Here is a 13,658-nt window from a genome sequence, read left to right as displayed (position 1 = left end):
TTAGGAAAGAGTTAATTGAGGGATATAGGGATGTGGGGATATAGGGATGTGGAGTTACGGAGGTACGAGCCTGCCTGCCGCCAGGCAGGGTTACGAAGTTACGAGGAGGGGGGCATTAATTATGGATTGAGTCGTCTTTGCGAGACCGCTGAAATTGGATTTCTTGTGGAGAGGGATGAAGTTTTTGCGAAGGAGTAATGGAGCCAGCCGGCGCGAGGGAGTCACGCTGTAAGCGTGATCGGAAGGCGTCTTCTTTTAAGAAAGTCATAAAAACAACACCTCCGGAGTTACAAAACAAACAATTTGTTATTATTTTATAAATATCTAATTGGGTGCTTGTTATCAAAGGGGAATATCCTACATTTGCGGTTCAATTTTGAACCCAAATTATGAAAGTAGCAGTTGTTGGTGCCACCGGAATGGTTGGCCAGGTAATGCTTAAGGTATTGGCAGAACGCCGTTTTCCTGTGAGCGAACTGATCCCGGTCGCTTCAGAGCGATCTGTTGGAAAAGAGATCGAATTTAATGGTAAGGCATATAAGGTGATCGGCCTGGAAGATGCTGTTGCCGCCCGTCCGGATATTGCGTTATTCTCTGCAGGAGGAGACACCTCTCTGGAGTGGGCTCCGCGATTTGCCGAGGCAGGTACCACGGTGATCGATAATTCATCTGCATGGAGAATGGATCCGACCAAAAAGCTGGTCGTGCCGGAGATCAATGCCGATCAGTTAACCGCCAACGATAAGATCATTGCCAATCCGAACTGCTCTACCATACAAATGGTCATGGCCCTGGCCCCCCTGCACAAAAAATACGGGGTGAACAGAGTTATTGTATCTACCTATCAAAGTATTACCGGGACGGGAGTGAAGGCGGTAAGGCAGCTTGAAAATGAATATGCCGGTGTAAAGGAAGAGATGGCCTATCCGTACCCTATCCACCGAAATGCCCTTCCGCATTGCGATGTTTTCGAAGAGAACGGGTATACCAAAGAAGAGATGAAACTGGTTCGTGAGACCCAGAAGATCGTAGATAAGAATATAGCTGTAACAGCTACCGCAGTGCGTATCCCTGTGGTGGGTGGACACAGTGAGTCGGTGAATATTGAATTTGCCAACGACTTTAAGTTAAACGAGGTTCGCGGCATTCTTAATGAGACCCCCGGAATTACGGTACAGGACAACCCGGATACCAATACCTACCCGATGCCGGCCTTTGCCGAAGGGAAGAACGAGGTTTTCGTAGGACGCATCAGAAGAGATGAATCCCGCCCGAATACCCTGAACATGTGGATCGTGGCTGATAACCTGCGAAAAGGAGCCGCCACCAACGCCGTTCAGATCGCAGAGTATTTGGTAGAGAATAACTTAGTTTAAAACCACCCTGTCTCCCGCTGAAAGCGGGAGACACCCCTCCTTAGACCCCTCCGGTTTTGCTCTGCAAAACCACCTCCCCTTTAAATAAGGGGAGGGATATTACGAGTTTCAAATTAATGTTCGTGACAAAAGGAGGGGGTATATTTTAATTTCAAAATTAGCTTTTCAGCTTAATCTTACTTATTTCCATAACCGCATAACCGCATAACAAAAAAGAACCACCTCTCTCGAGGTGGTTTAATTAAACATGCTTGTGCAGCGGTCTGTCCCGATCTGTCGGGATGTATTATGAATTCTGTTTTTTCAATTCGTCGCGTATCTCCATAAGCAATTCTTCCTGGGTCGGACCTTTTGGTGCTGCAGGAGCAACCTCCTTTTTCTTAGTCCGCTCATACGCCTTTAATACTGCAAAGATACAGAATCCAATGATGATAAAATCGATCACCATTTGGATAAAGTTTCCATAATTGATGGATACAGCCTCTGCTACCACCTCTCCGTTTTCGAGTACCGCTTCTTTCAGGATGAGCTTCAGTTCTGCGAAATCCACGCCCCCCAGCAAAAGCCCTATTGGAGGCATAAGAATGTCGTTGGTAAAAGAAGCAACGATCTTTCCGAAAGCCCCGCCCACGATCACTGCCGTAGCCAGGTTGATGATATCTCCTTTGAGGAGAAACTTTTTAAAATCTGAAAGGAATCCCATAGTATAGTGTTTAGTTGATATTTCTAATGTAAGAAAAATTCCCAACTAAATCACTGTGAACGATCACTTTATGAAGGTGCGTTTTACTCGCTGTGAAATGGCGGTGATCAGTTCATAGGAAATGGTGCCCCCGGTAGCCGCGAAGGTTGCAGCAGTCGGGTTCTTGCCAAAAACCACCACTTCGTCTCCTTCCTTGCATTCGATCCCGGTAATATCGATCATCAGCATATCCATGCAGACATTCCCAATAATTGGTGCTTTTTGTCCGTTAACGGTCAGGAATCCTTTTTTGTTCCCATAGATGCGTCCGATGCCATCGGCATGCCCCAAGGGAATGGTAGCGGTTTTGGTATAGCCATCGGCTGTAAATTTCCGGTTATAGCCCACCGACTCTCCCGGTTCGATCATATGGATCTGGGAGATGACACTCTTTAAGGCGACTACCGGCTGAAGTTGCTTATCGTACTTTTCTTCATTCCCGAAACCGTAGAGTCCGATCCCGCTTCTCACCATTTCAAACTGGGCACGGTCTGCATAATTTAAAATACCTGAGGTGTTGAGCATGTGCCTCATTGGTTGATACCCCAGGCCGCTTGCCATGACCCCGGCAATTTTTTCAAAACGAGCTATCTGCTCAAGACTGAATTCTTTTTCGTTGTGATCTTCAGATGCAGCCAGGTGTGAGAACATGGAGGTGATCTTTAACGCTTCAGACGATCTGATAACGTTAAGTATACTGTCGGTATCATTTTCCCAAAACCCGAGTCTGTTAAGTCCGGTGTTAAACTTCAGGTGTACCGGGTAATCTTTAACCTTTTTGTTTTCTGCGGCTTCCAGGAATTCCTTTAACACCTTCAAATTGTATAAGGCGGGTTCCAGGCAATATTCTATCAGTTCTTCAAAATGTACGGGAAGGGGGTGGAGCACCAGGATGGGTTTTGTTACCCCGGCTTTACGCAGTGCCATACCTTCGGTGGTGTAGGCTACGGCAAAGTAATCAGCTCCGATTTGCTCCAGTTTTAAGGCTACCTCACAAGGGTCGCTGCCATAGGCATAGGCTTTTACAACGGCCAGGAATTTGGTGTTGTTCCTGAGTTTTGATCTCAGGTAGCGGTAATTAGCCTCCAACGCCTCCAGGTTGATCTCCAGGACGGTTTCTCTAACTTTACTCATGGGTCTTGCCTGAAGATTTATCAGAAAGGCTTTCGGGAGATGCTACCTCCATTTTTTTGACCTTCTCCTCGAGCATGGCCTTGTAATAGGCGGCACGGCTCAGAGGTTCGTACTCTGCAGTTTCTCCCAGCATAACCAGTTGGTCGTCGTTTGATTTTCTAAAGCTGTAATTGGCAAGATTTCCGGTGCGGGTACACACGGCATGCACCTTGGTCACATATTCGGCAGTGGCCATCAGGGCAGGCATAGGCCCGAAAGGATTTCCTTTAAAGTCCATGTCGAGTCCTGCAACGATCACCCGAACCCCTTTATTAGCCAGGTCGTTACACACAGAAACGATCTCATCGTCAAAGAACTGGGCTTCATCAATACCGATCACATCGCACCCATCGGCCAGGAGCCTGATATTAGTGGCTGCCGGTACCGGGGTGGAACGTATCTCGTTGGCATCATGTGATACGACCAGGTCATCGTCATAGCGCACATCGATAGCAGGTTTAAAGATCTCGACCCGCTGTTTTGCGAACTGCGCCCTTTTCAACCGACGAATTAGCTCTTCGGTCTTGCCTGAGAACATAGACCCGCATATCACTTCGATCCATCCAAATTGTTCTTTATGGTTAACAGTATTCTCGAGAAACATGGTAGTGTAAGCCTTATAAGATTCAGAGAAATAATACGTTCTCCTATTAGGAGCAAACTTAATGAATTATTTGCTGAGAGATCGGGTATCATTTAAATTTTAGGAGACCTGTAACGGCATGAGTAGTTGGTAGTAAGTTGGTAAAGATTTAACAGGAAGCTTAACCGAAATAAAATGGTTTTATGAAAATATTTTTTACCTTTTCCAATAGTTTTGAAAACCATAATTAGAAAGGCCCTCCCGGGCTGATCAAAAAGCAATATTGATGAAAAAGAAAATCGAAAGCGAACTGGTAAAGATCGCCCATCGCATTCTTAATATGCAGGGTAAGGAAGATATCGAAGACCTTAAACGGGAGGCCCGCCTGGCCTATGAGAATCTTACCTTATTGAGTTTCCTGGAAACACATATACAGCCAAGTAAACAGGTGGAGATCCGAAATGAGATCGCTGAACGTTTTGAGACGCTGGCCGGAAGTGTGCTTCGCGGCAATTCTAATGTGCCGGAGACCAACCCGCATGAACATGAAGATGATCTGATGACTCCCGGGATGCAGACCATCAGGGATATGGTCAAAGAGATGCCGGATCCGGAATCGCTGGAAGATATCCTGGCAGGATTTGGGGTAGAGCCCGATTTTGTAAAGCGCGATAAGGAGATCATTACAGCCGATCTTGACGTAAAAGAAAAGGTGCAGACCAAAATGCCTGCTCCTGCTGTGGAAACCAGGAGTAAAAGTAAAGGCGGACTCAGTATCGGTTTGAACGATAAGATCTCCTTTATAAAGTATTTGTTTAACGGAAGCGACGAGGATTACGCCAGGGTCATTTCTCAGTTGAACACCAAGGGTTCGTTTGAAGAAGCCTATAGCTTTTTGAACGAGATGGTCAAGCCGGATTATAATAACTGGGAAGGACAGGAGATCTATGAGGCCCGCCTTATCAAGATCCTGGAAGCCCGTTTTGCCTGAGCCTGTAAATGAATTTATAGAAAGCGCCGCGGTTATTTACTGCGGCTTTTTTAATTTTAGGATATGTCTAAATTATATATAGTACCCACTCCCATAGGGAATCTTGAAGATATTACGCTCCGGGCTATCCGGGTGTTGAAGGAAGCAGACCTGATCCTTGCAGAAGACACCCGCACCAGTTTAAAGTTACTCCAGCATTTGGGGGTAAATACCCCCATGCAGAGTCATCATATGCACAACGAGCATCAAACTGTAGAGGGGGTGGTAAAACGCATTGCCGCCGGGGAGGCGGTGGCCCTGATCAGTGATGCCGGGACACCCGCTATTTCCGATCCCGGTTTTTTGCTTACCCGTGCCTGTGTGGAGGCGGGGATCGAGGTGGAATGCCTTCCCGGACCTACAGCCTTTGTACCTGCCCTGGTCAATAGCGGTTTACCTAATGATCGCTTCGTTTTTGAAGGATTTCTTCCGGTTAAAAAAGGGCGTCAAACCCGATTGAAACAACTGGCTGAGGAAACACGCACCATGGTGTTTTACGAATCTCCCCATAAGATCCTGAAAACCCTCCGCGACCTGGTGGAGTATTTTGGAGCCGATCGCCCGGTGAGCCTTTCCCGGGAACTGACCAAGTTGCACGAAGAAACTTTCAGAGGCACGGCCGAAGAAGTGTTGGCCCACTATGAAAAGAAACCACCCAAAGGCGAGATCGTCCTCGTTGTAGGCGGGAAGCCGAAAAAATAATCGATCCCGCAGCACGGGATCAATTATTGATTATAAATGATGAATTATAGATTATAGATGGCATCCAAATTCATCTATAATCTACCATCTACCATCTACTAACTACAATTACTCTGTACCTTCGTAACCATAGAAAATACTACTCCCGACTCTCGACTCTCTACTCCCTTTCAAACATGCTTCCCAACCTCCCAGCCGCCTTTGGCCAGATGTTCTTCGCCGCTTTCAATAGCACCTTCTTCCAGGGTAGTCCCCATAGAATCGTTCCAGCGATTGAGGTAGCCGAACAGGGAAATGACGCCCAGCATTTCCACGATCTCGCCTTCATTCCAGTGCTCATGAAGGTGTTTCTGAATGGTGTCATTCACCTGGTTGGGGATAACCGAGGCAGCCAGTGCAAAATCAAGGGCAGCTCTTTCAGCCTCACTAAAAGCCGGATGGGTTTTGTAGTCCCAAATATGTTCTAATTGCTCATTCGAAGCTCCGTAACGTTCTGCCGCCCTGATGGCGTGGGCCTGACAGTAACGACAGCCGGTGGCATTGCTGCTCACCCAGGCTATGAGCCTTTTCAAAGCCGAGGTTACCCTGCCGTGATTGGCCATTACCGCCTTGTTCAGGTTGATGAAAGAACGGGCGATCTCCGGACGTATTTGCATGGTAAGTACCGAATTCGGACAAAAGCCAAGGGTCTCGTTAAAGAATTCTGCGAGTTCTTTGGTTTTCTTATCATGATCCGGTGATAGTGGTTGTACTAATGGCATATGTTGGTTTTTTGATTCCGCCTGAAAATACGATATTTAAAAGATTCACCGGAATTTTCCGGGTCGATAATCCTTCAGAGATCTTCCATTCTTTGAATTTATTGGTAATTTTGAAGCTCTAAAAAAAACAATCTATGAAGACAGATCACGTAGTAACTACCTGGAAAAAGAATATGCGCTTTCACACCACTAATCCTGCCGGAGAATTCCATATTGATGCAGGTCCTGAGGATGGAGGAGATGGAGATGGCGTACGCCCTAAAGCCCTGATGCTTTCTTCTTTGGCAGGGTGTTCAGGAATTGACGTGGCCATGATGATCAAAAAGATGAAGCTTGCTGTTGATGATTTTAAGATCGACATCAAGGCACAGTTAACAGAAGAGCATCCAAGGTATTACGATAAGGTGACTATGGAGTTTCATTTTTACGGTCCTGAATTAAGCGAGAAAAAACTTCAAAGAGCGGTTGATCTTTCAATAGAGACCTACTGCGGGGTGATGGCCATGTTCAAAAAATTTGCCGATGTAAAGGTCGAAACGATCTTTCATCATTCATAGGCTTCCCTATGGTTAAAAGCCTTAAATTTAAATAGTCAATAAACCGACCTTCTGATATGCGATGGACCCTCAAAGCAGAACCTGATTCCGGGCAGGTGGCAAGTCTTGCCGCCCAATTGGGCGTTGAGGAAATTATCGCAAAACTGCTGGTGCAACGTGGAATAACCACCTTTGAAGAAGCGCGTGCTTTTTTCCGTCCGTCCCTGGATGAACTTCATGATCCGTGGTTGATGAAAGACATGGAGAAGGCAGTGATTCGCATTGAAAAGGCCATCGAAGCCGGTGAAAATATCCTGGTGTACGGTGACTATGATGTTGACGGTACCACAGCGGTTTCCCTGGTTTCTTCTTACCTGATGGAAGATTACCAACAGGTAGCTACCTATATTCCCGATCGTTATAATGAAGGTTACGGGGTGTCATATCAGGGCATTGATTTTGCCGAAGATAACGACATCAGCCTGATCATCGCACTTGACTGCGGTATCAAGGCGATCGATAAGGTGGCCTACGCCAGGGAGAAAGGGATTGATTTTGTGATCTGCGACCATCACCGGCCCGGGGCGCAGGTACCTGATGCAGTGGCCGTGCTTGATCCTAAACAGGAGGATTGTAATTATCCGTACAAGGAACTTTGTGGCTGTGGGGTTGGTTTTAAACTGATACAGGCTTTAGGCTCACGTAAAGGTCAAACCCTTTCACATTTTATGCGCTACCTCGACCTGGTGGCCGTGGCTATTGCGGCAGATATCGTACCGGTTACGGGAGAGAACAGAATACTTGCCTACCACGGAATGAAGGTGCTTAACAGTGCTCCCCGGGCCGGATTCAAGGCCTTTACCGCCCAAAAGAAAGGAGAACTCACCCTTACCGATGCCGTTTTTACCATAGCCCCCCGAATTAATGCTGCCGGGAGAATGAAGCATGGGCAACATGCGGTGAACCTGCTCACTGAAACCGATCAGAATATTGCTTTTGCGCTGGCAGAAGATATCGATGCCTATAATACCGATCGGCGAGCCCTTGATGAAGAGATCACCAAAAACGCCCTGGAACAGATCAGGGAGAACCGGGAAGAAGAACGTAAAACAACCGTGGTTTACAACGAAATGTGGCATAAAGGGGTGATCGGGATCGTTGCATCACGCCTTACCGAAACCTATTACCGCCCTACCCTGGTCTTTACAAAAAGCGGGGATAAACTTGCTGCTTCTGCCCGTTCTGTAAAAGGGTTTGATGTATACAATGCCCTCGAGGCATGCAGTGACCATATAGAGCAATTCGGAGGACATAAATACGCAGCCGGACTTACACTTTTAGAGCAGCAATATGAAGCCTTCAAGCAACGATTTGAAGAGGTGGTAACACAAACCATCGATCCTGACTTGCTTACCCCTGAAATACAGGTAGACGCCCGGATGGATCTTGAGGATATTACTCCTAAATTTTATCGTATTCTTAAACAGTTTGCACCTTTTGGCCCGGGAAACCTGTCTCCTGTATTTATGAGTGAAGACCTGAGAGATACCGGACGCTCCCGGCAGGTGGGGCAGGATGGAAGTCACCTGAAAGTGAGTGTGACCCAGAACGGAAGTCCTGCCATAGACGGTATAGGGTTCTCTTTAGGAGAAAAGCTGGAGATCATTAAGAATAAGAGATCCTTCGCAGCCGTATATGCCATTGATGAAAACGAATGGCAAGGCAGGGTAAACCTGCAATTGAAGGTGAAGGACCTGAAATAAGGAAAAACTAAATTACCATAGCAATGAATCGCCTGACATCTTTTTGCCTGGCCATGGGAGTGCTGTTCATGATCGCCTCCTGTAGCACTGAAGCTCCTGTTCCGCAATCAGCAAGTATCACCTCCCCATCCGGGGTAAATACCCTTGATTTTTTCCTGAGAGAGGATGGAAGTCCCGCCTATACCCTGAGTCATCGGGGTCAAATGGTGATCGATACCTCCGGTTTCGGATTTGAATTTAAAGATATGCCTGTAATGAAGACCGATTTCGAAGTTACAGGAGTTCAAAAGGATTCTTTGGACGAAACCTGGGGAATGCCGTGGGGCGAACAATTGGAGGTTGATAACCACTATAACGAATTAACGGTAGACCTGACGGAGGCGAATGAAAATGCAAGATCTCTTTCGCTGCGTTTCAGGGTTTATGACGATGGCATCGGGTTTCGTTACGAATTTCCCGAGATGGAAGGTGTAAAGGAGGTGATTATAACCGATGAGCATACCGAGTTTCAGCTTACTGCCGATCATACGGCATGGTGGATCCCGGGTGATTGGGATATTTATGAGCATCTGTATAATACCACCAAAGTTTCAGAGATCAATGCCATTGCCAAACGGGATCATCCCAACCTGGCAGCTACCCATATTCCGGAAAACTCTGTGAATACTCCGGTAACCATGCGAGCTGAAGGAGAACAAAAATACTACCTGAGTTTTCATGAAGCAGCCCTGGTAGACTACGCCGGGATGACTCTGAGGGTAGATACCACCAACCTGAAACTGAGTAGTGGGTTGGTAGGGAGTGACCGACTGGGGTATAAGGTAAAGCGAAGCCTTCCTTTTCATACGCCCTGGCGCACGATACAGGTGGCTGATGAGGCTAAAGACCTGATCGCTTCTCAGCTGATCCTGAATCTGAACGAGCCCAATAAGATCGGAGATGTTTCCTGGTTTACCCCCATGAAATATACCGGTATCTGGTGGGAGATGCACCTGGGCAAATCATCCTGGGATTTTGCCAATACCCAGCGAGGTGGGGAAACCCTGACCCTTGAAGATGCCAAAGGTACTCACGGTGCTACCACAGAGAACACCAAAGCCTTTATTGACTTCTCAGCTGAGAACAATATCGGAGGGGTACTGGTGGAAGGCTGGAATACCGGGTGGGAACACTGGATAGGCTTTGAAGACCGGGAAGGCGTTTTTGATTTTATAACGCCTTATCCTGATTACGATCTGGAAGAGGTGGTTCGCTACGGGAAAGAGAAGGGAGTAGAGATCATCATGCATCACGAAACCTCTGCGGCCCCGCGAACTTATGAGCAACAAATGGATACCGCCTACGCCCTTATGCAACACCACGGGATCCATTCGGTGAAATCCGGATACGTGGGGAAGTTGATCCCAAAAGGAGAATACCATCACGGTCAATGGATGGTAAATCACTTTAATAATGCCGTGATCAAGGCCGCTGAGTATGAGATAGCGGTAAATGCCCATGAACCCATTAAGGCCACAGGATTACGACGCACCTACCCCAATATGATCTCCAGGGAAGGTCTTCGCGGACAGGAGTTTAATGCCTGGTCTATAGAAAAAGGGAATCCGCCGGAGCATTTGCCTATTGTGGCTTTTACAAGAATGTTATCAGGCCCCATAGATTATACCCCCGGGATCTTTAATATTAAACTGGACCCCTGGAAACCGGAAAGCCAGGTGAATACCACCCTTGCGCAGCAGCTGGCACTCTACGTGGTTATATACAGTCCGATACAAATGGCTGCCGACCTGATCGAAAATTATGAAGGGAATCCGGCTTTCCAGTTCATTCGGGATGTTGGAGTAGATTGGCAGCGTACCGAGGTGATCAATGGGGAGCCGGGAGATTTTGTAACCATTGCCCGACAGGAAAGGGAAACCGGAGATTGGTTTGTGGGAAGTATTACCGATGAGGAGTCACGTGGGATGAATATCGCACTTGATTTCCTGGAGCCGGGAATTTCTTATGAGGCGGTTATCTATAAAGATGCCCCTGATGCACATTGGGATCTGAACCCTGAGGCTATTGACATCAGCACCCGGGAGGTAACCCATGAAACCGTATTACAGTTGAAGCTGGCTCCCGGAGGTGGTGCCGCCATCAGCATTAAAAAAGCAGAATAAGGAAAGAGGCCTCAGGCCTCTTTTTCTTTTTGATAGGTTTTCAGGTGCATGGAGGTGCCATCAAACTCACCATAGGTGTAAAAGCCGATCCAATCGCCCAGGTTGATGTATGTAGCCCCTTGTCCAAGATCGATCTCCATAGGCAGGTGGCGGTGACCAAAAACAAAGTAATCACAATGCTCTTCTGCCAGTTTGCGTTTACTGTATTGCACAAGCCATTCGTTGTCCTCTCCGAGAAAGGTCACATCCTCATCCCCTGAAATAAGCTTGTTCTTTACAGATAGGTATTGTGCCAGGCGTACTCCCAGATCCGGATGTAGCCATCTGAAAAACCATTTTGCCACAGGATTCGTGAACACCTTTTTCATTCTCTTGTAACCAAGATCTCCCGGGCCGAGTCCGTCGCCGTGACCGATCAGGAATTTCTTGCCGTTAAATTCGAAAGTTTGAGGTTCATGGTAAACAGGAATGTTCAGCTCTTCTTCAAAATACCCGTCCATCCACAGATCGTGATTCCCTACAAAATAATAGACCGGAATACCGGCATCGGTGATCTCGGCCAGTTTTCCCAGGGTGCGGATAAAACCTTTGGGGACCACGCTTTTATATTCAAACCAGAAATCGAAAAGATCACCCAGTAAAAAGATAGCAGCGGCATCCTTTTTAGCTTCCTCCAGCCAGGCAACGAATTTCAGTTCTCGTTTTGCGCTCTCCTCCCGGTTGGGGGCACCTAAATGGTTGTCGGAGGCAAAATAGATCTTTTTTCCGTGGGGTATTTCCATAGAGATGATTGAGGTATAAATATAGAAAATTAATGCAGGCGGTCAGTAACTAGACCTGGTCGGCCGCATGCCACTCAGCAAATGAGGTCTCAGTTTCCTGCAGCTTCAGGGAATGCAGGGTGATATTTTCAGGAAGCCGGGCTTTGATCTTGGCGGCAAAATCAATGATCATCTCTTCGCTGGTGGGTTGGTAGTTAACCAGTATCACGTTGTGACCACGTTCTTCAAGTTCTTTGGCCAGTTCAATATGGGGGGTGTTTTTATTGAAAACAGTCGCGTGGTCGAATTTATCAACGATCTCTTCCTTCACGATCTTTTTAAGGTCGCCAAAATCGATCACCATTCCATATTTTACATGGGAGGTGTCGGCAATTGGGGTGCCTATAACCGTTACCGATAACTTATAGCTGTGACCATGTACATTACGGCACTTTCCGTCATAACCATAAAGGGCGTGACCGGTTTCGAAATTGAACATTTTGGTGATACGGATCTTTGACATTTTGCTGAGAATTTGTGCAAAGATACGGGTTTTCACGGTGGAATTTTTTTTGATCGATGAATGCTTTTTTGAACTATCTTGGCGCCACTTTTCAAACAGAAATGACACCCGATGTGTTAACAGAGCAGGCCGGGCTTCGGGAGGAGCCGCTGTTCGAGAGGATCATCGAAGACCTTAGTGTTCAGAGATACAGTATAGTTGAAAATTTTTTTAACCCCGATGAAGTTGCCCTGCTGCGCTCTACCCTGTTGGCACGGTATGAAGAAGATCAGTTTCGAAAGTCGGCCATTGGAGATCATTTTAACGAATTGATACGAAGTGGTATTCGCGGTGATTTTATTCATTGGATACAGGAGTCAGAAACCGGGCCTGCAGAGCGATTGTTCTTAAGCCGGATACAGGAGTTGATCACCTACCTGAACCGAACCTGTTTTATGGGCATCGCAGAGCGGGAATTTCACTATGCTGTGTACCCGAAAGGAACGTTTTACGTGCGTCATCTCGATACCTTCAGAAATGATGACCGTCGAAAGCTTTCGGTCGTGTGTTACCTGAACGACGAACATTGGAACTCGGAAAACGGAGGAGAATTAACCCTCTATTTGCCGAAAGATGAGAGGGAAGAGGTGCTGGATATCTTACCGATGCCCGGGCGCATGGTGATATTTGAAAGCCAGGTACTGGAGCACGAGGTAAAGCCTGTAAAGTTGGGAGAACGGCTGAGTATCACCGGCTGGTTAAAGACGAGATAGATCAGCCTTTACGAAATTTAGCCAGGGCATTTGTGGTGAAATCAGACAGGACCAGTCGTCCGGAAATGGCGGCTCTGTCAAACAGAAGGCCGTCCCATGACGGAGTGTCTTCCCAAAGTGCCGATTTCATTTCGATAAGGGCATCAGGATTATAGGAAGCCAAATTACTGCTAAGCAGGTCAACCTCTTTGTCAAGCTCTCCTATGGTAGGGAGTACTTTCGCAAACAGTCCTTTTTCCTGGGCCCAATAGGCGGTTTTCCATTCGGTGGGAGAGAGACTGAGTTCGGCTAAGGCAGCTACTCCTGCCTTGCGCTCAATGGCGGGGGCGATCACAAAAGGACCGATACCGATGCTTAGCTCAGAGAGCTTGATACTCGCGGCTTCTGTAGCCATGACGTAGTCGCAGGCAGCGATGATGCCAACTCCTCCACCTACAGTTTTTCCCTGAACACGGCCAATAATGGGTTTTTTGCAACGTCTCATGGCAAGTAAAACCCGGGCGAATCCGCTGAAGAATTCCTTGCCCGTAACATCATTGGTTACTGCCAGGAGCTCATCAAAAGAGGCGCCTGCGCAAAAGGCCTTTTCTCCTTCACTCTTTAAAATAACAACCCTGGCTTCGGGATTATCAGAAACGCTGTCCAGGGCCTTTACCAGGCGGTCAAGAAGAACCCCGGGAAAAGAGTTGCTGGCAGGGTGCCCGAATTCAATGGTGGCTATGCCGTTCTGAACGTGTTGATACAAACTTCCATCGGTTCTGTTGGTGTTCATCGGTAATCTTTTTCTCAAAAAT

14 protein-coding genes are annotated in these 13,658 nt (G+C 47.2%); 7 read left to right on the top strand and 7 right to left on the bottom strand.

Annotated elements, in window-relative coordinates; translation table 11 throughout:
- Positions 1-389: 389 nt before the first annotated feature.
- Positions 390-1,376, top strand: a complete 987-nt coding sequence (locus E7Z59_RS02555; protein WP_136334721.1) for an aspartate-semialdehyde dehydrogenase — start codon at positions 390-392, stop codon at positions 1,374-1,376.
- Between the two features lie 286 nt (positions 1,377-1,662).
- On the opposite strand, the gene mscL is transcribed toward E7Z59_RS02555, so the two are convergent.
- The 3 genes from mscL to E7Z59_RS02540 form a co-directional block, all read right to left on the bottom strand.
- Entirely contained in the window at positions 1,663-2,079 is a 417-nt protein-coding gene (mscL, locus tag E7Z59_RS02550) for a large-conductance mechanosensitive channel protein MscL (RefSeq protein ID WP_136334720.1), read from the bottom strand.
- Between the two features lie 63 nt (positions 2,080-2,142).
- Entirely contained in the window at positions 2,143-3,252 is a 1,110-nt protein-coding gene (gene alr, locus E7Z59_RS02545; RefSeq protein WP_136334719.1) for an alanine racemase, read from the bottom strand.
- Positions 3,245-3,895, bottom strand: coding sequence for a thymidine kinase (locus E7Z59_RS02540; RefSeq protein WP_136334718.1), 651 nt, complete (start codon positions 3,893-3,895; stop codon positions 3,245-3,247). The genes alr and E7Z59_RS02540 overlap by 8 nt, the downstream gene beginning before the upstream one ends.
- Positions 3,896-4,160: 265 nt before the next feature.
- On the opposite strand from E7Z59_RS02540, the gene E7Z59_RS02535 reads away from it, so the two are divergent.
- Positions 4,161-4,865, top strand: coding sequence for a hypothetical protein (locus tag E7Z59_RS02535; protein WP_136334717.1), 705 nt, complete (start codon positions 4,161-4,163; stop codon positions 4,863-4,865).
- Positions 4,866-4,928: 63 nt separating this feature from the next.
- A complete protein-coding gene (gene rsmI / locus E7Z59_RS02530; protein ID WP_136334716.1) occupies positions 4,929-5,606 on the top strand; it encodes a 16S rRNA (cytidine(1402)-2'-O)-methyltransferase in 678 nt (225 codons plus the stop codon).
- A 170-nt stretch (positions 5,607-5,776) separates the two neighbouring features.
- Here rsmI and E7Z59_RS02525 read toward each other — a convergent pair whose 3' ends face one another.
- Positions 5,777-6,367, bottom strand: coding sequence for a carboxymuconolactone decarboxylase family protein (locus E7Z59_RS02525; RefSeq protein ID WP_136334715.1), 591 nt, complete (start codon positions 6,365-6,367; stop codon positions 5,777-5,779).
- A gap of 134 nt (positions 6,368-6,501) precedes the next feature.
- Here E7Z59_RS02525 and E7Z59_RS02520 point away from each other — a divergent pair, with 134 nt between their 5' ends.
- From E7Z59_RS02520 to E7Z59_RS02510, 3 genes are read left to right on the top strand one after another with little or no spacing between them, the layout of a single operon-like run.
- Positions 6,502-6,924, top strand: coding sequence for an OsmC family protein (locus E7Z59_RS02520; RefSeq protein WP_136334714.1), 423 nt, complete (start codon positions 6,502-6,504; stop codon positions 6,922-6,924).
- A 56-nt stretch (positions 6,925-6,980) separates the two neighbouring features.
- Positions 6,981-8,666, top strand: a complete 1,686-nt coding sequence (recJ, locus tag E7Z59_RS02515) for a single-stranded-DNA-specific exonuclease RecJ (protein ID WP_136334713.1) — start codon at positions 6,981-6,983, stop codon at positions 8,664-8,666.
- A 23-nt stretch (positions 8,667-8,689) separates the two neighbouring features.
- Positions 8,690-10,828: a glycoside hydrolase family 97 protein gene (locus E7Z59_RS02510; protein ID WP_136334712.1), complete on the top strand. Its 2,139-nt coding sequence runs from the start codon at positions 8,690-8,692 to the stop codon at positions 10,826-10,828.
- 11 nt (positions 10,829-10,839) lie between these two features.
- Here E7Z59_RS02510 and E7Z59_RS02505 read toward each other — a convergent pair whose 3' ends face one another.
- The gene (locus E7Z59_RS02505) at positions 10,840-11,610 is read right to left on the bottom strand and encodes a UDP-2,3-diacylglucosamine diphosphatase (protein WP_136334711.1); all 771 of its coding nucleotides are present in this window, start codon (positions 11,608-11,610) and stop codon (positions 10,840-10,842) included.
- 49 nt (positions 11,611-11,659) lie between these two features.
- Entirely contained in the window at positions 11,660-12,112 is a 453-nt protein-coding gene (locus tag E7Z59_RS02500) for a 6-pyruvoyl trahydropterin synthase family protein (RefSeq protein ID WP_136334710.1), read from the bottom strand.
- 56 nt (positions 12,113-12,168) lie between these two features.
- Here E7Z59_RS02500 and E7Z59_RS02495 point away from each other — a divergent pair, with 56 nt between their 5' ends.
- Positions 12,169-12,864 (top strand): 2OG-Fe(II) oxygenase, encoded by a 696-nt coding sequence (locus E7Z59_RS02495; protein ID WP_394346645.1) that lies wholly within the window; start codon positions 12,169-12,171, stop codon positions 12,862-12,864.
- A gap of 1 nt (position 12,865) precedes the next feature.
- Here the strand turns inward: E7Z59_RS02495 and E7Z59_RS02490 are convergent, their stop codons facing one another.
- On the bottom strand, positions 12,866-13,636 hold the full coding sequence (locus E7Z59_RS02490; protein ID WP_136334709.1) for an enoyl-CoA hydratase/isomerase family protein: 771 nt from the start codon (positions 13,634-13,636) through the stop codon (positions 12,866-12,868).
- Positions 13,637-13,658 lie beyond the last annotated feature (22 nt).

Source organism: Robertkochia marina, from assembly GCF_004799345.1.
GTDB classification, from domain to species: Bacteria; Bacteroidota; Bacteroidia; order Flavobacteriales; family Flavobacteriaceae; genus Robertkochia; species Robertkochia marina.
Note: the sequence above shows the minus strand (reverse complement) of the source record. Positions and strands in the feature narration are given on the sequence as shown.